The organism is Microbacterium sp. AC026 (assembly GCF_979258475.1).
Genome location: NZ_OZ409857.1, coordinates 578,149 through 601,899, shown reverse-complemented (window position 1 = coordinate 601,899; position 23,751 = coordinate 578,149). Strand labels below are relative to the sequence as shown.

The window sequence follows — 23,751 nt, the reverse complement described above, 5'->3', positions numbered from 1 at the left end:
CCCTTCAGAGTCGGCGCGCGGGCGGCGCCGGTTCGGGAACACGTGACGACCGGCGGGGTCGCCGGAGCGCGGTCAGCTGTCCTCCGACGAGGGCGACCAGGACGAGAACGACACCGACGACCTGAGCCGTCGTGAACCTCTCACCGGCGACGAGTGCGCCCAGCAGACTCGCCACGACGGGGGAGAGCAGAGCGAGCAGCCCGGGTGCGATCACCGGCAGCTGCTGGATGCCTCGAAACCACAGTATGTAGGCGAGCAGGCCTCCCACCGATCCGAGCCAGACGTACCCGAGCGCTGCTCCGCCGTCGACGGTCGGGGAGTGCCTTCGAACAGCAGGGCGAGGGGCAGCAGGACCAGCCCGCCCGCAGTCAGCTGCCACCCCGCGTAGGCGACGGCCCCCACGCCTGCCGGGCGCCCCCAGCGCTTGGTGAGGATCATCCCCACCGAGGTCGCAGTCACCCCGCCGAGCGCCGCCAGGATGCCGAGGGCATCGAGCTGGGCTGCTGGTCCGAGCACGACGAGAGCGACGCCTCCGGCACCCACGGCGGCAGTGATCGCCGTGACAGGGCGGATGCGGTCTCCGAGCAGCAGAGCACTCAGTCCGAGGATGGTCAGCGGTTGGACACCCGCGACGGCGGCGGCGACTCCGCCGGGCAGCCTTTCCGCGGCGATGAACAGGAGCGGGAAGAATGCGCCGATGTTGAGGGTTCCGAGTGCGAGAGATCTCAGCCACCAGGCTCCACGCGGCAGAGCGCGACCGATCGCCATGGCGACGAATCCCGCAGGAAGCGCGCGGAGGAGTCCTGCGAAGAGGGGATGACCGGTCGGGAGCAACTCCGTCGTCACGAGGTAGGTGGTGCCCCACGACAGAGGGGCCAGCGCGGTGAGCAGCAGCAGGGCGAGGCGGTTCATTCCTTCAGCCTGAATGCCCATTAGCCATGAGTCCAACGCATGGTTCTCACCTGACACATGAACTGCGATCATGAATGCATGGATCTGCAGCAGTTGAGATACGTCGTCGAAGTCGCGTCGTCCGCCAGTTTCACGCGCGCCGCCGAGCGCTGCTTCGTGACGCAGTCGGCGCTGAGCCACCAGATAGCTGCTCTCGAGCGGGAACTCGGGCAGCGGCTGTTCGTCCGATCGAGCCGCAGCGTACGCACCACCGAGGCGGGTGAGGCATTCCTCGTCCATGCGAATCGGGCGGTCAGAGCAGCGCACGATGCGCGTGACGCTGCGGCTGCCACGGCCGGCCGCGTCGTGGGCACCCTTCATCTCGGTGTCATCCCCACGGGCAGCGCCGTCCCTGTCCCGCAAGCGATCGCACGGTTCCGCGCCGCTCATCCGGATGCCGCGGTCGAGCTCACGGTCGGCAACAGCGACACGCTGGTGGAGGCCGTTCGGCGCGGCGACCTCGATGTCGCTCTGCTGGGACTGCGAGAGGGCGTCGAGCCTCGGAGCGTGGCATTTCGCGCACTCGCCCGCGAACGCCTTGTCGTCGCGGCATCCCCTGCTCACCGCATCTCCGGGCATGTCGGCGTCAGCCTCGCCGACCTCGCGGATGAGGTCTTCGCGGACTTTCCCGCGGGCACATCTGGCCGCGCCCAGGCGGACGCTGCCTTCGCGGCAGCCGGCATCACACGTGACGTGCCCTTCCAAGCGGACTCGTCTGAGCTGATATTGGGTCTCGTCTCCCAGGGGCTCGCGATCTCACTGCTGGCACCGGGGGTGATCGCTACGTCGTCCTTCGACGTCGCGGCGGTCGATCTCGTCGATGGTCCCGTACGGGTTCAGTACGTCGCCTGGGACGATCGCGCCCCGCGCAACGTCACGTCCGCCTTCCTCCGCGTCGTCGAGTCGATGACGTCGCGCCGGAATGATGAAGCGGGCCCGGAGGAATCCTCCGGGCCCGCCCACTCAGGTATCTGAGGTCACTTCACGTCTTCGTCGACCCAGTCCATCGACTTGCTGACGGCCTTGCGCCACAGACGCAGCTGGCGATCGCGCTCTCCGTCTTCCATGGAGGGCTCCCAACGGCGGTCCTCCTGCCAGTTGGCGGAGAGATCGTCGAGTCCGTTCCAGAATCCGACGGCGAGACCGGCCGCGTAAGCGGCGCCGAGCGCCGTCGTCTCCGCCACGACGGGGCGAACGACCGGCACACCGAGCACATCGGCCTGGAACTGCATGAGCGCGTCGTTCGCGACCATCCCGCCGTCGACCTTGAGTTCCGTGAGGTCGACCCCGGCATCCGCGTTGACGGCGTCGAGCACGTCGCGGGTCTGGAATGCGACCGCCTCGAGCGCTGCGCGAGCGATGTGATTCTTGTTCGCGTAGCGGGTGAGGCCCACGATGGCGCCGCGGGCGTCCGGACGCCAGTAGGGCGCGAACAGACCGGAGAACGCCGGGACGATGTACACGCCGCCGTTGTCGTCGACCTGCTTCGCGAGTTCTTCGACCTCGGGAGCGGAGCCGATGATGCCCAGCTGGTCGCGCAGCCACTGGATCAGGGATCCGGTGACGGCGATCGAGCCCTCGAGCGCGTAGTGCGTCGGTCCGTCGCCGAGCTTGTAGCCGACAGTGGTGAGCAGGCCGTTCTTCGAGTGGACGATCTCCTCACCCGTGTTGAAGATCAGGAAGCACCCGGTGCCGTAGGTGTTCTTGCTCTCGCCCGTGTTGAATGCGGCCTGGCCGAAGGTCGCGGCCTGCTGGTCGCCGAGGATGCCGGCGATCGGCGTCTCGCGCAGCAATGACGAGTCCTCGGCTGCGCCGTAGACCTCGGAGGAGGAGCGGATCTCGGGCATCATCGAGCGGGGAACGCCGAACGCCTCGAGGATGTCGTCGCGCCACTCGAGCGTCTCGAGATCCATGAACATCGTGCGCGAGGCGTTGGTGACGTCCGTCACGTGAACGCCGCCGTCGACACCGCCGCTGAGGTTCCAGAGCACCCAGCTGTCCGTCGTGCCGAAGACGAGGTCGCCGGCATCCGCCTTCTCGCGAGCGCCCTCGACGTTCTCGAGGATCCAGGCGATCTTGGTGCCGGAGAAGTAGGTGGCGAGGGGGAGGCCCACGATGGGCTTGAACCGCTCGACCCCGCCGTCGGCCGCGAGGCGGTCGACGATCTCCTGCGTACGGGTGTCCTGCCAGACGATGGCGTTGTAGACGGCCTTGCCGGTGGTCTTGTCCCAGACCACAGCGGTCTCGCGCTGGTTGGTGATTCCGACCGCGGCGATGTCGTGGCGCGTCAGGTCGGCGCGACTCAGTGCGAGTCCGATGACCTCCTGCACGTTGCGCCAGATCTCAGCGGGGTCGTGCTCGACCCAGCCTGCCTTGGGCAGGATCTGCTCGTGCTCCTTCTGACCGGTCGCGACGATGCTGCCCTTCTTGTCGAAGATGATCGCGCGGCTGGAGGTGGTGCCCTGATCGATGGCGATGATGTAGTCGGCCATTGTGTTCTCCTTTGAAGTCAGGTTCGGGTTCAGGCGAGGTTGAGCAGTACCGGCGCAGCGACGGCGGCGAGGACACCACCGATGAGCGGACCGACGACCGGGACCCACGAGTAGGACCAGTCGCTGGAACCCTTGCCCTTGATCGGGAGGATGGCGTGGGCGATGCGGGGGCCGAGGTCACGTGCCGGGTTGATCGCGTATCCGGTCGGTCCACCGAGCGATGCACCGATGGCGACCACGACGAGTGCGACGGGAAGGGCGCTGAGCGGGCCGAGGCCTCCGGGGACGCCGATCTCGATGTCGCCGTAGTCAGCGAACGCGAAGACCGCGAACACGAGGACGAACGTGCCGATGACCTCGGTGACGAGGTTCCAGCCGTACGAGCGGATCGCGGGACCGGTCGAGAAGACGCCGAGCTTGTTGGCGGGGTCGGGCTCCTCGTCGAAGTGCTGCTTGTAGGCCAGCCAGGTGAGGATCGCACCGACGATCGCGCCGAGCAGCTCAGCACCGGTCGCGACCGCGAACTGAGAGAAGTCGATCTTGCCTGCGACGAGAAGGCCGATGCCGACAGCAGGGTTCAGGATGGCGCCGGAGTAGGCGGAGGCGAGGACACCCACGAAGACCGCGAGACCCCATCCCCAGTTGACCATCAGGAAACCGCCGCCGAAGCCCTTGTTCTTGGCTAGCGCGACGTTGGCGACCACACCACATCCGAGGAGGATCAGCAGCGCTGTGCCGACGAACTCCGAGAGGAAGTAGAGACCGAGATTCACTTCAGTCATGTCTTCATTGACCTTTCTTGAGTGCCAGGGCCCCTTAGCCCTGGCACTTGTTGGGAATTACACCGCGTGGAGGGCGGTGTTCGGATGTCTCGTCAGCCGCGTGCGCGTGACGAGATCTGGAGTCCATGGCGTTCGTTCAGCAGCGCCCGCGTCTGCTCGAGTTCGGCATCGTGCCGTGCGCGATCCCAGTCGAGCAGAGGAGACAGCGCGTCTGCAAGCTCTTGGAGCACATCCGCGTCGGCGTTGCCGGTGAAAGCGATGCTGGTGCGGCGCAGAACGACGTCCTGCAGTCGCGCGACCATCTCGTTCTCGACCATCCATGCCAGCTCACGCGTCGAGAGGTCGCCGCCGACCAGAGGCGCGTCGTCGCCCTGCTCGATGAACTCCCAGACCTGCGCGGCGCGGGTTCCGTATCGGGCGAGAAGACGCTCGGCGCGATCGCCGGCTCCGGGCAGATTCTCCTGGATCCAGATGCGACGTGCCTTCTCGGTGCGCGGGAAGTCACGGCCTCCGCCGATGGCGCGTCCGGCGGTGGACACGGTGCGGGTGCGACCGATCAGACCGAGCACCACGTCGGAGAGCGATTCGCCGAGGGCTCGGAAGGTGGTCCACTTGCCTCCGACGAGGCTCACGAGAGGGCGGCACCCTTCTCGTCGACTTCGATGCGATAGTCGCGAGAGACGAATCCCGGCGCGGTGTCCTCGTGCCGGGGGAGCGGACGGATCCCCGAGAAGTTGAAGACGATCTGCTCGCGGGTCACGTCGATCGTCGGGAACACGTGGTGGATGAGGTCGAAGAAGTAGTCGATCTCCTCCTCGGTGCACACCGGGACCTCGCGCGGGTCTGCGTCGATGTCGGTCGTCCCCACGAGAACGCGGCCCTTGAGCGGGTAGATCAGGACGATGCGACCGTCGGAGTGCTCGAAGAAGATCTCGCGTCCGCGCGTCGCCTCGAGGAGCTCAGGGTGGTCGAGGACGATGTGGGATCCCTTGGTGCCGCCCATGAAACGCGTGTCGTTGCCCAGCGCGTCGTTGGTGAGATCGGTCCACGGACCGGATGCGTTCACGACGACATCGGCGGTGACGGTGAACTCGGTCCCGCTCTCACGATCGCGGAGGACGACCTTCTCGCCGTCCCGCGCGATCGCCTCGACGTAGTTCAGTGCGACGGCGCCGGGGTGTGCGGCGCGTCCGTCCTGCAGGACGTCGAGCGCGAGGCGCTCCGGGTCGTGCATCGACGCGTCGTAGTAGGTGGCCGTGTACTTGATGTTCGGGTCGAGCGAGGGGAGCTCGGTGAGCGAGCGCTTGCGACCCAGGAACCGGTGACGGGGCACCATGCCGCCGTCGCGGGAGAACGTGTCATAGATCGTCAGTCCGACCTTGATCAGGAACGCTCCACGCTCTTGGGGCTTGCCGCTCTTGTGCGTGAGGAAGCGCAGGGGAGCGGACAGGATGCCGGAGAAGGTCGAGTAGATGGGGATCGTCGTCTCGAGCGGCTTGACGTAGTGCGGGGCGATCTTCAGCAGACCGTTGCGCTCTTCGACCGATTCGCGCACGAGTCGGAACTCGCCGTTCTCGAGATAGCGGATGCCGCCGTGGATCATGTGGCTCGACGCCGCCGACGCGCCGGAGGCGAAGTCGCCTCGCTCGACGAGCAGTACGTCGACGCCCTGCAGCGCCAGATCACGGAACGCGGAGATCCCGTTGATCCCGGCTCCGATGACAAGGACGCTCGTGCGTCCGGACTCACGGACGGCGCGGACTGCCGCGCGTTCCGGTGATGAGTGTGTCGACTCGATCATCTTCGACCCTTCTCTGTGCGTGCTCCCAGCTTCGACCTGATCGCCCACCACGCGCAAGCCCGTTGCACATATGTGCAAAGATCGACTCGAGGAGGTCGTCATGCGCCAGTCTGACGCGGGATCGCGCGATTCCAAGCTGATCGCCGCGCTCACCGCGGCGCAGCTCTACTACATGCAGGACAAGACCATGGAGGTGATCGCGCAGGAGCTGAAGACCTCGCGATCATCGGTGTCGCGCCTGCTCAGCTTCGCCCGCGAGAGCGGACTCGTGGACATCCGCATCAATTCGCCTCTCGAGCGACTCGGCATGCTGGAGCAGCGCATCCGGGACAGGCATCGCCTCGTGGCCCACGTCGTGCCCATCCCCGAGATCGTCAGCGAGGTCGAGAGGCTCGAGCGGGTGGCCCTGACCGCAGGGCGACTGCTGTCGCAGTTCGTCGACTCGAACATGATCGTGGGTGTCGCGTGGGGATCCACGATCAGCGCGGTCAGTCGTGGTCTCACGCAGAAGGAGACGCACAACACGACGTTCGTGCAGTTGAACGGTGCCGGGAACACGCAGACCAGCGGGGTCGAGTACTCGAGCGACATCCTCCAGCGCTTCGGCAGCGCGTTCGGTGCGCAGGTGCAGCAGTTCCCCGTGCCCGCGTTCTTCGACGATCCGTCGACGCGCGAGGCGATGTGGCGAGAGCGGAGCACTCTGCGGGTGCTCGACCTGCAGTCGAAGATGGACATCGCCGTGTTCAGTCTCGGCTCGCCCGCCGCGGAGGTCCCCAGTCGCGTGTACGTCGGCGGCTATCTCGGTCGCGACGACTACCGGAGCCTCCGGGAGGACCATGCGATCGGCGACGTGGCCACGGTCTTCTTCCGCGCGGACGGGTCCTGGAGGGACATCCGTGTCAACGCACGGGCGACGGGTCCGGGTCTCGACCGGCTGCGGCGGGTGCCCCGACGCGTGTGCGTGGTGTCCGGTGTTCAGAAGCTCGCCAGCCTCCGCGCCGCCATCGCCGCCGACCTCATCACGGACGTGGTGCTCGATGAAGGACTCGCGCGCAGGCTCGTCGAGGACTGACCCTACGGCTCGTCGGTCGAGGATTCCGGGCCGGAGCGGAACTCTCGGATCAGATGCTGGACGACTGCACCGAGGTCGCCGCCCGTCGCGTTCGCGATCGTCAGCTGACGCTCGTAGCTCGCGCCGTCCGTGAGGATCGTCTCGATGCTGCCGAACTCACGCACGCAGCCGAGTTCGACCGCGACCGGGGCGAGCTCCTCGAGCACCTCCGAAAGATGCTCGCGCACGGGACGCTGGGTTCCGGCGGCGTCGACGATCACCCGCGCGTCCAAGCCGTAGCGCGCGGCGCGCCACTTATTCTCCCGGTGGTACCAGGCAGGCATCTGCGCGAGGGGGAGTCCCTCGTCCATCTGACGCGAGAGATGCTCGACCAGGACCTGCACGAGCGCGGCCACCGCCGCGAGCTCCGGCAGCGTGGAGAGCCCGTCGCATGCCCGCACCTCGATCGTCCCCCACCGCGGTGCGGGCCGGATGTCCCAGCGCACTTCGGTGGCGTCCGCCATCACACCGGTGCGCACCATGTCGTCGAGGTAGGCCTCGTACTCCGACCAGTCCTGCAGCGGCCACGGGAGCCCCGCAGTGGGCAGCTGCTGGAACACCAGAGCACGGTTCGAGGCGTATCCGGTGCGCTCACCGGCCCAGAACGGGCTCGAGGCGGAGAGAGCCTGCAGATGCGGGAGATAAGCGGCGAGGGCGTTGATGATCGGGATGACCTTGCGCTGATCCTCCACGCCGATGTGGACGTGGATCCCCCAGATCATCATGTTCCGACCCCACCACTGGGTGCGCTCGATCAGGGTGTGGTAGCGCGTCTTGTCGGTCACTTCCTGGTGGTACCACTGCGCGAACGGGTGACTGCCGGCCGAGAGCAGCTCGATGCCGGCCGGATCCGTCGCCGCACGAACAGCGGTGATCGCGTTGGCGATGTCGTCCACGGCATGGGCCACGGAATCGCCGATGCCGCTGGTGACCTCGATCGTGTTGGTGAGGAGCTCGCCCGTCACGGTGTGCCGTTCTTCTGCACTCTCATCCTCGAGTGCCGACAGCAGCTCGGGGGCGCGGCCGACGAGATCACCGCTCACCGGATCGGCGAGCATGATCTCCCACTCGAGACCGACGGTGGACCGGGCCGATGGCGCGAAATCGAGCTTCACGAGCACAGTCTGACACGCGCTGTCGGCGACACGGCAACCGTCGTGTCGCCGCGTTTCGCTCCTGGGCCGCGGATCTGGCAGAATAGAAGGTCGGACGACGTGCTCGACCCTCTATCCAGCACTCGTCCTCCCTATTTGAGCTTCCGCCGGGTGTGCACCCCACTCTCCAGGCGATCGGTTCGTTACCTTCCACACAATTCAGGAGAATCGTGGCTGTCAAGATTCGTCTCAAGCGCCTGGGCAAGATCCGTGCGCCGTACTACCGCATCGTCGTCGCCGACTCGAAGACCAAGCGCGATGGTCGCGTGATCGAGGAGATCGGCAAGTACCACCCCACCGAGGAGCCCTCGTTCATCGAGATCGACTCCGACCGTGCGCAGTACTGGCTCTCCGTCGGCGCTCAGCCGACCGAGCAGGTCGCTGCTCTGCTCAAGATCACGGGCGACTGGGGCAAGTTCAAGGGCGACAAGGACGCGAAGTCCACGCTGAAGGTCAAGGAGCCCAAGGTTCCGTTCGAGATCGACGCGTCCAAGAAGTCCGTCGTCAAGCCCAAGGCCGAGAAGAAGGTGGAGGCCCCCGCTGAGGAGGCTCCCGCCAAGGCCGACGCGGAGGCCGCAGAGGCTCCCGCCGCCGACGCAGAGTAATTCGTCGTGCTCGCCGCCGCGCTCGAACACATCGTCAAGGGGATCGTCGATCACCCTGAAGATGTCCGCATCAACGCTTCCACGACGCCGAGAGGCGACCTGCTCGAGGTGCGTGTGCACCCCGACGACCGTGGTCGAGTGATCGGGCGCGGCGGCCGCACCGCAAAGCACTGCGCACGCTCATCGCCGCTCTCGCGGATGGGCGGCGTGTCCGGGTCGACGTCGCGGATGACTGACGTGGTGTCCAAGGACCGCAACCAGGGCAAGAACCAGCTCCGGGTGGGGCGCCTCGTCAAGGCCCACGGCCTCAAGGGCGCTCTCAAGCTCGAGCTGTACACCGACAGCCCGGAACGCCGATTCACTCCGGGAGCCGAGTTCACGTTGCAGGTGCCTGAGGCATCTCCGTGGCACGGCAAGACCGTCGTCGTTCGCGAATACCGCGTGATGAACGGCAACCCCGTCGTCTTCCTCAAGGATGTCGACGATCGCGAGGGCGCAGAGACTCTCGTCCGAGCCATCCTCTGGATCGATCAGGACAACGACGAGGTCGAGGACAACGCGTGGTTCGACCATCAGCTCGTGGGTCTCGACGTCGTCCGTGACGGCGTCGTCGTGGGCAAGGTGGCTCGCGTCGAGCATTTCCCTGCGCAGGATCTGCTCATCGTCAGGTCCGGCGAGCAGGACATCATGGTGCCGTTCGTCCAGGCGATCGTTCCCACGGTCGACATCAGCGCCGGGCGCGTCATCGTCACGCCGCCTGCGGGCCTCTTCGAAGAGCTCCCTGACGCGTCCGATGCGACGGAGGCGGGGAGTCCTCCGACTCCGACGCCACTGACTGATCCCTCGTTCGGCCCGCCAGTGCGCATCGACGTCCTCTCGATCTTCCCGTCGTACTTCGACGGTCTGACGCTCTCCCTGCTCGGGAAGGCGCAGAGTACCGGCATCCTCGACCTGCGTGTCCGAGACCTCCGCGAGTGGACGTCTGATCGTCACCGCACCGTGGACGACACCCCCTACGGGGGCGGGGCGGGGATGGTGATGAAGCCGGAGCCCTGGGGGCTCGCGCTCGACGAGCTGGCATCATCTGCTCCGTCCGAAGAGGGCAGTCGGCCCACGATCATCTTCCCCTCGCCCGCAGGCGAGGTCTTCACGCAGGCCACCGCACGCGATCTCAGCACTCGCGACCACCTCATCTTCGGATGCGGTCGATACGAGGGGATCGACGAGCGGGTGTTCGAATACGCCTCATCGCTCGGCGAGGTGCGGCTCATCAGTCTCGGCGATTACGTCCTCAACGGCGGGGAAGTGGCGACGATGGCGATGATCGAGGCCATCGGTCGCCTGATCCCCGGTGTCGTGGGAAATCCGGCGAGCCTCGTCGAGGAGTCTCACGAGGACGGACTCCTCGAGTACCCGTCTTACACGAAGCCGTCGGTGTGGCGAGAGCGACCGGTGCCGGACGTGCTGCTGAGCGGCAATCACGGCGTGATCGCTTCCTGGCGGCGGGATCAGCAGATCGAACGGACGCGACGTCGGCGCCCGGATCTGCTGCCGGACGACGACCGCTAGACGATCCGTTCGATCCCCGAGTCGATCTCGAACACCACGCCCTGAGGGTGCCGCAGCGAGAGCGCGGATGCGGGGTCCAGGCCCCGGAGCTCCGCACGCAGCAGCCGACCGATCATCTCGTGACTCACCAGCAGCGGGATCCCGGACGAAGCCCACCCGCACACCGACAGCGCCCGGCGGGCACGTCCCTTCGCCTGGGCGTAGCTCTCACCTCCGGGAAATGCCCAACCATATCGGTTCTCAGCCCGGTCCTCGCGGGCGGTGGGGAATCGTTCATCGATCTCGGACCAGGTCAGCCCGGCCATCTCACCGTGATGGAGCTCGGCGAGCTCCGGTACCTCCACGAGATCTGCGCCGATCCGATCGGCGACGACGACCGCGGTCCGGAGCGCGCGGCCGAGCGGGCTGGAGCACACGGTGGTGATGCCTCGGTCGACGAGGCGCGCGGCGACGCTCTGCGCCTGAAGGATGCCGTCCTCGGTCAGAGGCGAGTCGAGTTGTCCGTGCAGCCGATGATCGAGGTTCCAGCGGGTCTGCCCGTGCCGCACCAGGAACAGGTGTTCTGGCACATGCCGATCCTCCGGAATCATGGACTCAGGATGGCATAGCCGCGTCGCCTCCGTACCCGGCGGAATCGGCGGCTGATAGCGTCGCACCATGGTCGATGAGGTGCTGGCGAAGTCGTTCGAGACGATCGGGGCGGATTACGACCGCTACCGTCCCGGATTCCCCGTGGAGGCGGTCGAGCTCATCGCACCACAGCGCATCGGGACTGCGCTGGACCTCGGCGCGGGCACCGGGAAATTCACGGAACTGCTGTCGGCCAGAGTGGAACGCGTGATCGCTGTCGAGCCCTCCGAGCAGATGCTGTCGGTTCTGCGAGCCAAGCTTCCGGATGTGGAAGGCCTCATCGGCAGTGCCGAGCGGATTCCGTTGCCGGACGGCACGGCGGATGTCGTCGCCGTCGCGCAGGCGTTCCATTGGTTCGATCGGGAGTCGGCCTGTGCGGAGATCTCGCGCATCCTCACGCCGGGCGGAACTCTCGGGCTGGTCTGGAACCACTCGGATCCGTCGAGTTCGTGGGATCGAGCAGCGCACCGTATCGCGCACCCCGCGGTCGCTGACACGGACGGAACGACCAGCACCGCCGCGGCGGAGCTCCCCGGATTCACGTTCGTGACGAGCGAAGCGATCCACTGGACGGAGCAGATCAGCCGCGAGGCGTACCTCCGTCGCTGGTCGACGGTGAGCACCTTCCTCGTGGCCGACGACCATGCCCGTTCGGTGATGACGACCGCCATCGAAGCGGTGCTCGACGGGGACCCGGACACACGCGGGCGCGAACAGCTCGAGTTGCCGATCATCACCGACGTGTTCGTCTATCGGCGCGCATGAGGATCTGGTCACTGCACCCGCAGTACCTCGATCGCCAGGGTCTGGTGGCCTGCTGGCGGGAGGCGCTGCTCGCTCAAGCGGTGCTCGCCGGGCGAACCCGTGGCTACACCGGTCACCCCCAACTGGAGCGGTTCCGTGCCTATCCCGATCCGCTCGATGCCATCGGCGCGTACCTTCGGGGCGTCGCCGTCGAGGCGGACGTGCGCAGCTACACCTTCGACCGATCGCGAATCGATCGACCGGATGCGAGAGGTGAGTCGATCCTGTCCGTGACCACCGGCCAGCTCGCGCGGGAATGGTCGCATCTCAGCGCGAAGCTCGCGGAGCGCAATCCCGACGTGCTCGGACTCTGGTCCGCGGTCTCGGTGCCCGAACCGCATCCTGCGTTCCACGTCCTCGAGGGTCCGGTCGCCGCGTGGGAACGCGCGCTGCCGCCGGCTGAGCCCCGCGGGTCAGCGAACGCCGAGGAATGACCTGTCGGTGAGGACGATCGGGCCATCGGCCGTCACGGCCACGGTGTGCTCCGAATGCGCGCCCCTGGAACCGTCCACACTCCGCAGGGTCCATCCGTCGGGATCGGTCACGAGTTCGTCCGTGGTCTCGAGCAGCCACGGTTCCAGCGCGAACACGAGGCCCTCGCGCAACGGGAATCCACGTCCGGCGCGACCGTCGTTGGGGACGTGGGGGTCGCCGTGCATGATGCGTCCGACACCGTGACCGCCGAAGTCGGTGTTGATCGAATACCCCTCGCCGTGTGAGATCGCGGCGATGGCGGCTGAGATGTCACCGATCCGGTTGCCGACCACGGCAGCGTCGATGGCCGCAGCGAGAGCGCGCTCTGTCGTCTCGATGATGCGGAGGTCCTCGTCGCGGGGAGTGCCGACGACGAAGGACACCGCGGAGTCGGCCACCCATCCGTCGACGGAGACGGCGAAATCGAGCGACACCAGGTCGCCGTCTCGCAGCGTGTAGTCGTGGGGGAGGCCGTGCAGTACAGCGTCGTTGATCGAGGTGCAGATCACCTTGCCGAAGGGACTGGCGCCGAAGGACGGGTGGTAGTCGATGTAGCAGGACTCCGCTCCGGCCTTGCGGATCATGTCGTGCGCTCGGCGATCGATCGACAGCAGGTTCGTGCCGACCTTCGTCTCGTCGCGCAGGGTTGCCAGGGTCTCGGCCACGAAGCGACCGGCGGCGCGCATCTCGTCGATCTCGGCAGGGGTGCGCAGTTCGATCATCGGGTGTCCTCTCGTCCTCTCCATTCTCCCCGATCTCCGGGTGACGGGCGTCCGCCTCGAGGCCGCGTGCTCAGAGCGAACACCTGGATCATCGGCCGCACGCCGTCGTACGATTTGTGACATGTGGTTGCGTCAGGCGTTCTTCCGGTGGCTCATTCCGGCAGCGTTCCTCCTGCCGCTCTGGTTGCTCGTGGGGTGGGGCGTCTTCCAAGGCGGTTGGGCCATCCTCTGGGTCCTCTTCATCGCGGTCCCCTCCGTGTTCGTCGGCCAGCTTCTTCTCACGCTCCTGACTCGGTCTCGCCCGTCGGTGCGGGTCGAGAGGGCCGTCTCGTGGTGGGATGTCGGCGGATTCACGCTCTGGCACGGGCTGACCATCGCTGTCGGATGCTTCATCGACGGCGCGTTCGGCTGGCTTCTCGCCGCCGCCGTCGTCGTCGGCATCGGTCTGGTCTGGCTGCAGCTCTGGCAGCTGTGGAACGAGGCGAAGGGAAGCGGAGCACGGATCCGCGAGACCATCTCGTGGTCCACCGTTCCCGGCGTCGACGAGCCCGCGCCGGAGACCCGCGTGCGAGAGGTCTTCGTCATCCGGGAGAAGGACTCGCCGGAGTGACGGAAACGCACGCGACGTTTTGGCCGTGTGCGGCATCCATGGCAGAATGACTGTTTGTGCCGTGACCGGTTCTGCCTCAGGGGAGCCCACGGACGCTTCGGCGCCGTTCAGCACACACTTCTTCTTATTCCTACTTACAGCATGCAACCGACCTGAGGCGAGTGCAGAGAGAGACGATCATGCAGATCCTCGACGCCGTCGACGCAGCATCCCTGCGTTCAGACGTTCCCGTCTTCCACCCCGGTGACACGGTCAACGTGCACGTGAACATCACCGAGGGCACCCGCTCGCGTATCCAGGTCTTCAAGGGCGTCGTCATCGGCCGCCAGGGCGACGGCGTGCGTGAGACCTTCACCGTTCGCAAGATCAGCTTCCAGGTGGGCGTCGAGCGTACGTTCCCGGTGCACTCCCCGGTGATCGACCACATCGAGGTCGTCACCCGCGGTGACGTGCGTCGCGCGAAGCTCTACTACCTCCGTCAGCTGCGGGGCAAGAAGGCCAAGATCAAGGAGAAGCGCGACAACTGACGCGCAGGCTCTCCACAGCACCCCGGGACACGATGTCCCGGGGTGCTGTGTTCTCCCGGGGTGTGCGACCCTTGATACTGCCGTCTCCGTGCGGTGCGAGACTGTGAAGGAAACCCCATGACGACTGACTCCGCCGCCGCGTCCGCTCGACCGACGAAGCGGCGTCGTGGGTTCCTCGTGTTCCTGCGCGACGTCCTCGTGATCGTCGTCATCGCGGCGCTCGTCTCCTTCGTCGTCAAGACCTTCATCGTCCGCTCCTTCTACATCCCGTCCGCGTCGATGGAACGAACTCTCCTGGTCAACGATCGGATCCTCGTGGACGAGCTGACGCCGCGGTGGACCGCCTACGAACGCGGCGACGTCGTGGTCTTCAAGGACCCGGGCGGGTGGCTCGACGGCCAGCCGCAGACTCCTGCGCAGCCGCCTCTCGTCGAGGCTTTCGACTGGATGCTCAACGTCGTCGGGATCTCGGCCACGGATTCGCAGGATCACCTCGTCAAGCGTGTGATCGGTCTCCCAGGTGACCACGTCGTCTGCTGCAACGCGCTCGGACAGATCACGGTCAACGGAGCGCCCATCGACGAGCTCAGCTACCTCAACCTGCCAGACGGCGACACCGCAGCGTCGAACGATCCGTTCGACGTGGTCGTGCCGGATGGGTCGCTGTGGCTCCTCGGAGACAACCGCGATCGCTCGCGCGACTCGCGGGCGCATCAGGATCTTCCGAGCGGCGGCTTCGTCCCGATCGAGAACGTCGTGGGCAAGGCGTTCTTCACCACGTGGCCCTTCGACCGTCTGGGCACGATCGACGGCCACCATGACAGCTTCAACGGCGTCCCGGATCCGGAATGACCGTCGTCGCTCCGAAGCTCACTCTGGAGCGCAGGCTGCTGAGCGAGTGCGATCTGATCATCTCCCTCGATGAGGTCGGACGCGGTGCGCTTGCCGGGCCGGTGGCGGTCGGAGCTGCCGTGATGGATGCGGCAGGGGCGCGCCGCCGCGTTCCCGAAGGGCTTCGGGATTCGAAGCTGGTCACCGAGAGGCGTCGGCCCGATGTCGCTGCGCGAGCCGCGGCATGGGTGCAGGCTTCTGGAGTCGGTTGGGCCAGCGCGGCCGAGGTCGACGAGGTGGGCATCATGCGAGCGCTCGGTCTTGCGGCGTCGCGCGCCGTGCAGAGCGTCGTCGATTCGGGAGTTCGCCTCGACGGGGCTCTGGTGCTCCTCGACGGCAACCACGACTATGTCTCGCGGGTGCATCCGGTGCCTCTACGGGTGCGACCGGTCGTCAAGGGCGACCGCGACTGCGCATCGGTCTCGGCGGCATCGGTGATCGTGAAAGTGGCGAGGGACACCTACATGGCGGAGCTCCACGAGGGTCACCCCGCGTACCAGTGGGACCGGAACAAGGGATACGCGAGCCTCGAGCATCGCGATGCGATCCGCAGCCTCGGGCTCTCTCCACACCACCGATCATCCTGGGCGATCGCGGATGTCCCGACTCTGTTCTGAGCCTGCGTGCGGCATCGACGCGTCGCCGACTCTAGGATGGAGTGATCATGGATGAGGAAGCCTTCGACGACTACGACCGCGAGCTCGAGCTGGCGCTGTTCCGCGAATACCGCGATGTCGTCGCGCAGTTCCAGTACGTTGTCGAGACGGAACGCCGGTTCTACCTCGCCAACGAGGTGAACGTCGTGCGTCGTGACACCGAGCACGACTTCTACTTCGAGATCTCGATGAGTGACGTCTGGGTGTGGGACATCTATCGTGCCGACCGCTTCGTGAAGGCTGTGCGCGTGCTGACGTTCAAGGACGTCAACGTCGAAGAGCTTCAGCGCCGCGAGTTCGAGCTGCCCCAGGAGCTGTCGCTCGACGGGGAGTGACCACTTCTGCACAGTCCGGCTTTCTGATGGGCTGTCCCCGCACTCCGCAACGTCCCCACTCCTGAAGCGCGGTCGTCGATCCCGATCGACAGGCTGTCTTCATGGCAGCGAAAGACGAGCTCGGTAGATCCGGCGAAGAACATGCGGTTCGGTATCTGACCGGCATCGGATATGTGGTCCTCGACCGCAACTGGCGATGTGCGCAGGGCGAGATCGACATCGTCGCCTGTCGCGGTCACCACCTCGCCATCGTCGAGGTCAAGACACGACGGACGATCTCCCACGGACACCCGTTCGAGGCCGTGGATTCCCGAGAGATCCGACGACTGTGGCGATTGGCTCATGCGTGGGCGGCCGACCATCCCGAACAGGCGGTCGGCCTCGCGATCCGGATCGAGGCGATCGGGATCATCGGAGCCGACCCGCAGCACAGCACTCTCGAACATCTCGTGGACGTGTCGTGAAAACGGCCCGCACGTGGGCGGTCGCGCTCACCGGGGTCGACGGGCACATGGTCGAGGTCGAAGCCGACATCTCGAACCAGACCCCCGACTTCAAGATCATCGGCCTGCCGGACAAAGCACTCGGCGAGGCGGTTCAGCGGGTTCACAACGCCTGCAAGAACACGCAACTCGATCTTCCGCGCCGCCGCCTCACGGTCAACCTCTCGCCCGCCAGCCTTCCCAAGCAGGGAGCCGGTTTCGACCTGAGCATCGCGGTCGCCGCTCTCGCGGCAGGGGGAGCGCTGTCGACGCGGTCCATCGCGGGAACGGTGCATCTCGGCGAACTCGGACTCGACGGCCGGCTCCGTCCCGTGCCCGGGGTGCTCCCGTCCGTCTTCGCCGCTGCGCGTGCCGGGTTCGACACCGTGATCGTGCCGTGGGGCAACGAGGCGGAGGCGAGGCTGGTGCCCGGAATCGAGGTTCGCGCAGCAGCGAGTCTTTCGCAGGTCGCCGTCTGGCACGGCGCAGAGATCGACGTGCTCGATGCCGATCCGGTCGCCTCGGCGACACTCGCGCCGGAGCATCGCGAGAGGCTGGACCTCGCGGACGTCGTCGGCCAGGACGAGGCCGTCGAGGCGCTGATCGTCGCGGCAGCAGGAGGCCACCACATGCTGCTCAGCGGCCCGCCAGGCGCAGGTAAGACCATGCTCGCGCGGCGACTCCCCGGCATACTTCCGAGTCTCTCCGACGACGAGGCTCTCGAAGTGGCCTCGATCCGCTCACTCACCGGCGAGGCGGTGCGGGTTCTCGACGCCACGCCGCCGATGGAGTCGCCTCACCACAGCGCCTCGGTTGCGGCGCTCGTCGGAGGCGGCACGAGGTCTGTTCGTCCTGGCGCCATCTCTCGCGCGCACAGAGGTGTACTCTTCCTCGACGAAGCAGCGGAATTCTCGAGAGTCGCGCTCGACGCACTGCGGCAGCCGCTCGAGTCCGGCGTCATCGAGGTGAGTCGATCGGGCGTCACCGCACAGTTCCCCGCACGCTTCCAACTGGTCATGGCGCTCAATCCGTGCCCGTGCGGCAATTACGGGGTGCGCGGTGCGGAATGCACATGTCCGTCGTTGGCGATCCGGAGATACTCGACCCGACTCTCCGGTCCGCTTCGCGACCGGGTCGATATCGAGCTGCATGTCTCGCGCGTGTCTGCTGCTCGGGCCATGATCGGCGACCGTACGGAGGTGACGAGCGAGCGAGCTCGAGCGAGAGTCATGCAGGCGCGTGAGCGGGCCGTCTCGCGGTGGCGGGGGACACCGTGGGTCCGCAACAGCGAGGTTCCGGGCGCCCGATTGAGGCAACTCGATCTGCGGATCGCCGCAGAGGCAAGGGCGCCAATGGACAGGGCTCTCGAGCGGGGAGCGCTCACTCTTCGCGGCTATGACAGGGTTCTGCGGCTGGCTTGGACCATGGCGGACCTCGCCGAGGTCGACAGTCCAGGCCGGGAAGAAATAGGACGGGCACTGTTCTTGAAGAGGGGATACCTATCGTGATCGAGTCTCTCAGAGGCGAAGCGGCGGTGCGGCGATCGCTGCGACAGGTGCGACTAGTCGATGACCTGGACGAGGCGCTGGCACGAGTGTCGTGGTCAGTCCTCACCGAGCCGGGGGACGGAGTCGCCGGCGCGCTCATCGCGGAGCGGGGCGCAGTGGCATCACTGGGGCTGGCGATCGGCGGAGGGGCCGTGGCGAGTTCGGAGGTCAGCGAACGGACTCTCGCCGAGGGACGAGCCAGGTGGATGGTCCGCGCGGATGCGCGCAGCGTTCTCGATGCGATCCGTGCAGCAGCCGAGGTCGGCGCTCGGCTGCTTCTGCCGGGGGACGACCTCTGGCCGAGATCTCTCGACGACCTTGGGGTGCATGCGCCGACAGTGCTCTGGGTTCGCGGAGACCCGGCGCTGCTCACGGCTCCGAGCCGAGTCGCGATCGTGGGCGCGAGGGCGGCCAGCGGTTATGGAGAGATGCTCGCCGGTGACTTCGCCGGCGAGCTCGCAGCCACCGGCACGGTCGTCGTATCCGGCGGAGCGTACGGCATCGACGGGGCAGCCCATCGGGCCGCCCTCGGCGTGAGCGGCAAGACCGTAGCCTTCCTCGCCGGGGGAGTCGATCGCGCGTATCCCCAAGGCCATCAGCAGCTGCTGCGGAGAATAGTGGAGACCGGAGCCGTGGTGAGCGAAGTGCCCTGCGGCACCGCGCCGACGAAGTGGCGATTCCTCTCGCGCAACAGACTCATCGCCGCTCTCGGCGACGCGACGGTCGTGGTGGAGGCAGGGTGGCGGAGCGGTTCACTGAACACCGCAGGACACGCGGCTGCGCTCGGACGGCCGCTCGGTGCGGTGCCTGGGCCTGTCACCTCCGCATCGTCGGCCGGCTGTCATCGGCTTCTTCGTGAATACGACGCGAGATGCGTCACGACCACCGCCGAGATACGCGAGCTGTGGGGTGACGCCGCAGCCGGGACGACCGTTGGCGGAGCCACGGACCCGGATCGGTCTCGGGTGCTCGACGCCCTGAGCAGTCGCTCCGCACGACCCGTTCTCGAGCTGTCCCGAAGATCGGGGCTCGCTCCCGAGAGGATCGGCGCCCTCCTCGGGCTCCTGGAGCTGGATGGGATTGTCACGCGCGTCGAGAGCGGATGGCAGAAACGGCCGGACGGAGAGCGGCGCGGCTGACACCGTGCGGATTCGCGCTCCTGCACACTTGATCCATGCAGTTCCAGGCAGCAGCACACGCCTTCACCGAGCATCTCTCCCGAGTGCGTCGGCTGTCTTCAGCGACTGTGCGGGCCTACCGATCTGATCTCCGTGATCTCGCGGAGACCGTCGGCGATCGCGAGCTCGAAGACGTCACACTCGAGACACTGCGCGACTGGCTGTGGCGCGCGACTCAACGGGGGACGCGCGGTCAACACTCGCGCGGCGCGCCGCGGCGGCGCGGTCCTTCTTCAGCTGGGCGCAGGAGCAGCAGCTCGTCGCACACGATCCGAGTCTCCGGCTGGTAGCCCCGAAGCGGGGGCGGACGCTGCCCGTCATCGCCTCTCAGGACGCGATGACGACTCTTCTCGAGGCGCAACGGCACGCCGCCGCCGCCGGTGATCCGATCGCGCTCCGCGACCATGCGATTCTCGAGCTGCTGTACGGGGCAGGGATCCGAGTCTCCGAGCTGTGCGGACTCGATGTCGACGATCTGGACCTCGACCGGGGCACGGCGCGCGTGCTGGGGAAAGGCGCGAAAGAGAGGGTGGTGCCCTACGGTGCTCCTGCACGTGATGCCACCGGTGCCTACCTGTCTCGAGGGCGCCCCTCACTCGCCGCACGAGCTGCCCGACCGTCGCCGGCTCTGCTACTCGGCAGTCGAGGCGCGCGGATCGGACCGCGCGCGGTCTATTCGCTCGTCGCCGACGTGCTCGCACCGTTCATCGGGGCGGACACGGTCGGCCCGCATGCGCTGAGACACACTGCCGCGACCCACCTCCTGGACGGCGGCGCGGACTTGCGAGCGGTGCAGGAGATCCTCGGCCATGCGAGTCTCGGCACGACCCAGATCTACACCCACGTGTCCGCCGAACGGCTGACCGCGACGTATCGCCTCGCACACCCGCGCGCCTGAACACCCGGTCACCGATTCATGGGGTCGTGCAGCAGGGGAGCAGCACCGCCCTGGGTACGGCGCCGAAGAGGAGCATCGGGTTGATGTACGCGCCATCCATTCGCACACCGAGGTGCAGAGTACCGGGCGCCGCGTGGCCACCGGCAGCCACCGTGCCGATCTCCTGCCCCGATGAGATCGCGTCTCCCGGCGAGAGTTCGGAGGACAACGGCTCGAACGTCGACACGTAGCCACCGGGGTGCTCGATCGTGATCAGAGGCCTGTCGACGACGGTTCCGCGGAATGCGATCGTCCCGTCGGCGGGAGCGCGGATCACAGCCCCCGGCGTCGTCGCGAGGTCCATCCCTCGATGGCCGGCACCGTACTCGTGCGCGGGAGCGCGATACGGCGACGCGACCGCGCGGCGCTCATCGGTCGGCCAGAGCCAGACGGGACACCTCTCACCTTCCGCGGATGACGCGTGCGCACGCGTCGGGATCGGAGCGACGAGAATCAGGGCGACCAGCAGAAGGAACGCGATGGTCGCGCGTACGCGGAAGTTCATGAGGCAATGGTCCGTCGCTCCCGCCGGCGGAGGGACGCGTCATCGCAACCCCCGCGATCCATGTGGGGAAGACATGGCTTCGGTGCATCGTGCAGGAGGAGTGAGGCCGCCGCATCCTGTATGCTGTTGGAGCACCTCGATCTCGGGGTGACTACGCGTGCCCAGAGCGACTTCGGTCGTGGCATCCACTCCCACTGGTCCTGATTCCACTCAGGCGGGTGTGCGCCGGGCACCAGGGAGTTCGGTCGTCCGATCGACTCGACAACCTCAAGGGCGCAGAATCGCGCCGGAACAAGGAGACGACCATGGCTGTGGTCACCATCCGCCAGCTGCTCGACAGCGGCGTGCACTTCGGACACCAGACCCGTCGGTGGAACCCGAAGGTCAAGCGCTTCATCCTCACGGAGCGCAGCGGCATCCACATCATCGACCTCCAGCAGTCGCTCGGCTACATCGACAAGGCCTACGACTTCGTCAAGGAGACCGTCGCGCACGGCGGCACGATCCTCTTCGTCGGCACGAAGAAGCAGGCGCAGGAGATCCTCGCGGAGCAGGCCACGCGCGTCGGCCAGCCCTACGTCAACCAGCGCTGGCTCGGTGGACTCCTCACCAACTTCCAGACCATCGCGAAGCGTCTCGCTCGCATGAAGGAGCTCGAGGAGCTCGACTACGAGAACCCGGCTGCCTCGGGCTTCACCAAGAAGGAACTCCTTCTCAAGAAGCGCGAGCTCGACAAGCTGCACAAGTCGCTCGGTGGTATCCGCAACCTCACCAAGACGCCGTCCGCTCTCTGGGTCGTCGACGCCAAGCGCGAGCACCTCGCCATCGACGAGGCCAAGAAGCTCGGCATCCCGGTGATCGGCATTCTCGACACCAACGCCGACCCGGACGACTTCCAGTACCCGATCCCCGGCAACGACGACGCCATCCGCTCGGTCTCGCTGCTCACCCGCATCATCGCGGACGCAGCGGCAGAGGGCCTGCAGCAGAAGCACAACCCCGAGACGGGCGACGCTGAGCCGCTCGCCGACTGGGAGAAGGAGCTCCTCGAGGCTCCCGTCCAGGAGTCGGCTGACGCCGCAGAGGTCGATGACGCCGCAGCTGACGAAGCTGCCACCGTCGAGACCCCCGCTGCCGACGAGACCGCTGCTGACGAGGCCGGCGCCGAGGCGCACGACGAGGCCATCGCTGCCGCTTCCGGCGAGGAGACCGCTGAGGTCGCCGCCGCCGAGGCAGCAGACGCCAAGTAATTCCGCGACCACCACACACATCACGAAGCAAGGAGCCACCACACATGGCCAACTTCACCATCGCCGACCTCAAGGCGCTGCGTGAGCAGCTCGGAACGGGAATGGTCGACACCAAGAAGGCGCTCGAGGAGGCCGACGGAGACGTCGAGAAGGCCACCGAGATCCTGCGTCTCAAGGGTGCCAAGGGCAACGCGAAGCGTGCCGACCGTTCGACCAGCGAGGGCCTCATCGTCGCTCGCGAGCAGGACGGCGCAGTGACGCTGATCGAGCTCGCCTGCGAGACGGACTTCGTCGCGAAGAACGAGCGCTTCATCGCACTGGCCGACAAGGTCGCCGACGCTGTCGCGGCCGTCAAGGCCGACTCGGTCGAGGCCGGACTCGCCGCCCAGGCAGGCGACAAGAGCGTCGAACAGGTCATCTCGGAAGAGGCTGCGATCATCGGCGAGAAGGTCGAACTTCGTCGCGTTCGCACGATCACCGGCGACAACGTCGAGGTCTACCTGCACCGCACGAGCAAGGACCTCCCGCCGCAGATCGGCGTCGTCGTCGCCTACACGGGTGACAACGCCGAGACCGCTCGCAGCATCGCGCAGCACATCTCGTTCGCGAACCCGTCGTACCTGTCCCGCGAGGACGTCCCGGCTGACGCCGTGGAGAAGGAGCGCGAGATCGTCACCGAGATCTCCCGCAACGAGGGCAAGCCGGAAGCGGCTCTGCCCAAGATCGTCGAGGGCCGTGTCTCCGCGTTCATCAAGCAGGTCGCACTGCTCGAGCAGGACTACGCGAAGGACAACAAGCTCTCCGTCGCCCAGGTGGCGAAGGACGCCGGTATCACCGTGACGGACTTCGCGCGCTTCAAGGTCGGCGCGTAACACCGTCGAAGGGGTTCGGATCACATGATCCGAACCCCTTCTTCATGCCCAGAAGGCACTATCTTGAATCGGGACGAGAGGAACACCCCCATGACCGAAGGCAACGGACGCCGTCGCGTTCTCCTGAAGCTCTCCGGTGAGGCGTTCGGCGCCGGACAGCTCGGCGTCAACCCCGACGTCGTCAGCCAGATCGCCCGTGACATCGCCGCGGCCGTCGACCGCGTAGAGATCGCGATCGTCGTCGGCGGCGGCAACTTCTTCCGCGGAGCGGAACTCAGCCAGCGCGGAATGGACCGGGGGCGAGCCGACTACATGGGCATGCTCGGCACGGTGATGAACGCCCTCGCGCTGCAGGACTTCCTCGAGCAGGCCGGCGCGCCGACCCGCGTGCAGTCCGCGATCTCGATGACGCAGGTCGCCGAGCCGTACATCCCGCTGCGGGCCGAGCGGCACATGGAGAAGGGCCGCGTCGTCATCTTCGGCGCCGGAGCGGGCCTCCCGTACTTCTCCACCGACACGGTCGCCGCGCAGCGCGCGCTGGAGATCGGGGCGCAGGAGGTGCTCGTGGCCAAGAACGGCGTCGACGCCATCTACACCGCGGACCCGAACAAGCACGCCGACGCCGAGCGCATCGAGCGCGTGACCTACCGCGATGCCCTTCAGCGCGGCCTCAAGGTGGTCGACTCGACCGCGTTCAGCCTCTGCATGGACAACAACATGGACATGAGGGTGTTCGGCATGGAGCCGGCGGGCAATGTCACGCGTGCGCTCCTCGGCGAGCCGATCGGCACTCTCGTCACCGCCTGAGTCCCTGACGGTGCTCACGCGCCGCGCCCGATAGAATTTCAGAACACCCCGACGATAGG

At 66.9% G+C, this 23,751-nt stretch carries 25 protein-coding genes and 4 pseudogenes; 20 read left to right on the top strand and 9 right to left on the bottom strand.

Translation table 11 applies throughout. The features are described 5' to 3' along the window. Positions 1–4: 4 nt before the first annotated feature. Together ACZZ93_RS03170 and ACZZ93_RS03165 are read right to left on the bottom strand one after the other, a co-directional pair. On the bottom strand, positions 5–268 hold the full coding sequence (locus tag ACZZ93_RS03170) for an EamA family transporter (RefSeq protein WP_463510451.1): 264 nt from the start codon (positions 266–268) through the stop codon (positions 5–7). After that, entirely contained in the window at positions 211–912 is a 702-nt protein-coding gene (locus ACZZ93_RS03165) for an EamA family transporter (RefSeq protein ID WP_463510450.1), read from the bottom strand. The genes ACZZ93_RS03170 and ACZZ93_RS03165 overlap by 58 nt, the downstream gene beginning before the upstream one ends. Positions 913–990: 78 nt before the next feature. Here ACZZ93_RS03165 and ACZZ93_RS03160 point away from each other — a divergent pair, with 78 nt between their 5' ends. Then, positions 991–1,926 (top strand): LysR family transcriptional regulator, encoded by a 936-nt coding sequence (locus tag ACZZ93_RS03160; RefSeq protein WP_053095933.1) that lies wholly within the window; start codon positions 991–993, stop codon positions 1,924–1,926. Positions 1,927–1,928: 2 nt separating this feature from the next. Here ACZZ93_RS03160 and glpK read toward each other — a convergent pair whose 3' ends face one another. The 3 genes and pseudogenes from glpK to ACZZ93_RS03145 all read right to left on the bottom strand — a co-directional run bounded on the left by glpK (position 1,929) and on the right by ACZZ93_RS03145 (position 6,026). Further along, positions 1,929–3,443 (bottom strand): glycerol kinase GlpK, encoded by a 1,515-nt coding sequence (glpK, locus tag ACZZ93_RS03155; protein WP_463510449.1) that lies wholly within the window; start codon positions 3,441–3,443, stop codon positions 1,929–1,931. 29 nt (positions 3,444–3,472) lie between these two features. Further along, positions 3,473–4,225 carry an MIP/aquaporin family protein gene (locus tag ACZZ93_RS03150; RefSeq protein ID WP_053095936.1) on the bottom strand — a complete coding sequence of 251 codons (753 nt, stop codon included), beginning with the start codon at positions 4,223–4,225 and terminating at the stop codon, positions 3,473–3,475. Between the two features lie 92 nt (positions 4,226–4,317). Beyond that, positions 4,318–6,026: pseudogene (locus tag ACZZ93_RS03145) on the bottom strand (glycerol-3-phosphate dehydrogenase/oxidase). A gap of 100 nt (positions 6,027–6,126) precedes the next feature. Here ACZZ93_RS03145 and ACZZ93_RS03140 point away from each other — a divergent pair. Next, complete coding sequence (locus ACZZ93_RS03140; protein ID WP_463510448.1) at positions 6,127–7,098, top strand: sugar-binding transcriptional regulator; 972 nt, start codon at positions 6,127–6,129, stop codon at positions 7,096–7,098. 2 nt (positions 7,099–7,100) lie between these two features. Here ACZZ93_RS03140 and ACZZ93_RS03135 read toward each other — a convergent pair whose 3' ends face one another. Continuing rightward, positions 7,101–8,252, bottom strand: coding sequence for a glutamate--cysteine ligase (locus ACZZ93_RS03135; RefSeq protein ID WP_072592271.1), 1,152 nt, complete (start codon positions 8,250–8,252; stop codon positions 7,101–7,103). 209 nt (positions 8,253–8,461) lie between these two features. On the opposite strand from ACZZ93_RS03135, the gene rpsP reads away from it, so the two are divergent. From rpsP to trmD, 4 genes and pseudogenes are all read left to right on the top strand, one after another. Further along, positions 8,462–8,896, top strand: coding sequence for a 30S ribosomal protein S16 (rpsP, locus tag ACZZ93_RS03130; RefSeq protein ID WP_053095939.1), 435 nt, complete (start codon positions 8,462–8,464; stop codon positions 8,894–8,896). Between the two features lie 6 nt (positions 8,897–8,902). Further along, positions 8,903–9,132: pseudogene (locus ACZZ93_RS03125) on the top strand (RNA-binding protein). After that, a pseudogene (gene rimM / locus ACZZ93_RS03120) lies at positions 9,095–9,652 on the top strand (ribosome maturation factor RimM); the annotation flags it as partial. The pseudogenes ACZZ93_RS03125 and rimM, both read left to right, overlap by 38 nt. 102 nt (positions 9,653–9,754) lie before the next feature. Then, the gene (trmD, locus tag ACZZ93_RS03115; RefSeq protein WP_053095944.1) at positions 9,755–10,465 is read left to right on the top strand and encodes a tRNA (guanosine(37)-N1)-methyltransferase TrmD; all 711 of its coding nucleotides are present in this window, start codon (positions 9,755–9,757) and stop codon (positions 10,463–10,465) included. Here the strand turns inward: trmD and ACZZ93_RS03110 are convergent. Next, entirely contained in the window at positions 10,462–11,034 is a 573-nt protein-coding gene (locus ACZZ93_RS03110) for a histidine phosphatase family protein (protein WP_072592272.1), read from the bottom strand. The genes trmD and ACZZ93_RS03110 overlap by 4 nt on opposite strands. An 88-nt stretch (positions 11,035–11,122) precedes the next feature. Between ACZZ93_RS03110 and ACZZ93_RS03105 the strand changes: the two genes are divergently transcribed. Then, positions 11,123–11,860 carry a class I SAM-dependent methyltransferase gene (locus ACZZ93_RS03105; protein WP_463510447.1) on the top strand — a complete coding sequence of 246 codons (738 nt, stop codon included), beginning with the start codon at positions 11,123–11,125 and terminating at the stop codon, positions 11,858–11,860. Continuing rightward, complete coding sequence (locus ACZZ93_RS03100; RefSeq protein WP_463510446.1) at positions 11,857–12,333, top strand: pyrimidine dimer DNA glycosylase/endonuclease V; 477 nt, start codon at positions 11,857–11,859, stop codon at positions 12,331–12,333. Before ACZZ93_RS03105 ends, ACZZ93_RS03100 begins: the two co-directional genes overlap by 4 nt. On the opposite strand, the gene map is transcribed toward ACZZ93_RS03100, so the two are convergent. Continuing rightward, complete coding sequence (gene map, locus ACZZ93_RS03095; RefSeq protein ID WP_053095949.1) at positions 12,313–13,095, bottom strand: type I methionyl aminopeptidase; 783 nt, start codon at positions 13,093–13,095, stop codon at positions 12,313–12,315. The two genes, ACZZ93_RS03100 and map, sit on opposite strands and share 21 nt — an antisense overlap. Positions 13,096–13,216: 121 nt before the next feature. Here map and ACZZ93_RS03090 point away from each other — a divergent pair, with 121 nt between their 5' ends. From ACZZ93_RS03090 to ACZZ93_RS03050, 9 genes and pseudogenes are all read left to right on the top strand, one after another. Next, positions 13,217–13,705, top strand: coding sequence for an MFS transporter permease (locus ACZZ93_RS03090; RefSeq protein WP_072591208.1), 489 nt, complete (start codon positions 13,217–13,219; stop codon positions 13,703–13,705). 179 nt (positions 13,706–13,884) lie between these two features. Beyond that, positions 13,885–14,232, top strand: coding sequence for a 50S ribosomal protein L19 (gene rplS / locus ACZZ93_RS03085; protein WP_053099097.1), 348 nt, complete (start codon positions 13,885–13,887; stop codon positions 14,230–14,232). Between the two features lie 117 nt (positions 14,233–14,349). After that, the gene (gene lepB / locus ACZZ93_RS03080; protein ID WP_053095952.1) at positions 14,350–15,084 is read left to right on the top strand and encodes a signal peptidase I; all 735 of its coding nucleotides are present in this window, start codon (positions 14,350–14,352) and stop codon (positions 15,082–15,084) included. Continuing rightward, positions 15,081–15,740 carry a ribonuclease HII gene (locus ACZZ93_RS03075; RefSeq protein WP_463510445.1) on the top strand — a complete coding sequence of 220 codons (660 nt, stop codon included), beginning with the start codon at positions 15,081–15,083 and terminating at the stop codon, positions 15,738–15,740. The genes lepB and ACZZ93_RS03075 overlap by 4 nt, the downstream gene beginning before the upstream one ends. Positions 15,741–15,787: 47 nt before the next feature. Next, positions 15,788–16,114: a DUF2469 family protein gene (locus ACZZ93_RS03070; RefSeq protein WP_042541663.1), complete on the top strand. Its 327-nt coding sequence runs from the start codon at positions 15,788–15,790 to the stop codon at positions 16,112–16,114. A 101-nt stretch (positions 16,115–16,215) separates the two neighbouring features. Beyond that, positions 16,216–16,578 (top strand): YraN family protein, encoded by a 363-nt coding sequence (locus ACZZ93_RS03065; RefSeq protein WP_463510444.1) that lies wholly within the window; start codon positions 16,216–16,218, stop codon positions 16,576–16,578. Further along, positions 16,575–18,104: a YifB family Mg chelatase-like AAA ATPase gene (locus tag ACZZ93_RS03060; protein WP_463510443.1), complete on the top strand. Its 1,530-nt coding sequence runs from the start codon at positions 16,575–16,577 to the stop codon at positions 18,102–18,104. The genes ACZZ93_RS03065 and ACZZ93_RS03060 overlap by 4 nt, the downstream gene beginning before the upstream one ends. Beyond that, entirely contained in the window at positions 18,101–19,282 is a 1,182-nt protein-coding gene (gene dprA / locus ACZZ93_RS03055) for a DNA-processing protein DprA (protein WP_463510442.1), read from the top strand. Before ACZZ93_RS03060 ends, dprA begins: the two co-directional genes overlap by 4 nt. A gap of 35 nt (positions 19,283–19,317) precedes the next feature. Continuing rightward, positions 19,318–20,219 (top strand): annotated as a pseudogene (locus ACZZ93_RS03050) (tyrosine-type recombinase/integrase). A 16-nt stretch (positions 20,220–20,235) separates the two neighbouring features. Here the strand turns inward: ACZZ93_RS03050 and ACZZ93_RS03045 are convergent. Beyond that, complete coding sequence (locus tag ACZZ93_RS03045) at positions 20,236–20,763, bottom strand: murein hydrolase activator EnvC family protein (RefSeq protein ID WP_463510441.1); 528 nt, start codon at positions 20,761–20,763, stop codon at positions 20,236–20,238. A 305-nt stretch (positions 20,764–21,068) separates the two neighbouring features. Between ACZZ93_RS03045 and rpsB the strand changes: the two genes are divergently transcribed. The 3 genes from rpsB (at position 21,069) to pyrH (ending at position 23,692) form a co-directional block, all read left to right on the top strand. Then, positions 21,069–22,013: a 30S ribosomal protein S2 gene (gene rpsB / locus ACZZ93_RS03040; protein ID WP_053095994.1), complete on the top strand. Its 945-nt coding sequence runs from the start codon at positions 21,069–21,071 to the stop codon at positions 22,011–22,013. Positions 22,014–22,057: 44 nt separating this feature from the next. Continuing rightward, positions 22,058–22,885, top strand: coding sequence for a translation elongation factor Ts (tsf, locus tag ACZZ93_RS03035; protein ID WP_053095995.1), 828 nt, complete (start codon positions 22,058–22,060; stop codon positions 22,883–22,885). Positions 22,886–22,975: 90 nt separating this feature from the next. Continuing rightward, the gene (pyrH, locus tag ACZZ93_RS03030; RefSeq protein ID WP_056278675.1) at positions 22,976–23,692 is read left to right on the top strand and encodes a UMP kinase; all 717 of its coding nucleotides are present in this window, start codon (positions 22,976–22,978) and stop codon (positions 23,690–23,692) included. Positions 23,693–23,751 lie beyond the last annotated feature (59 nt).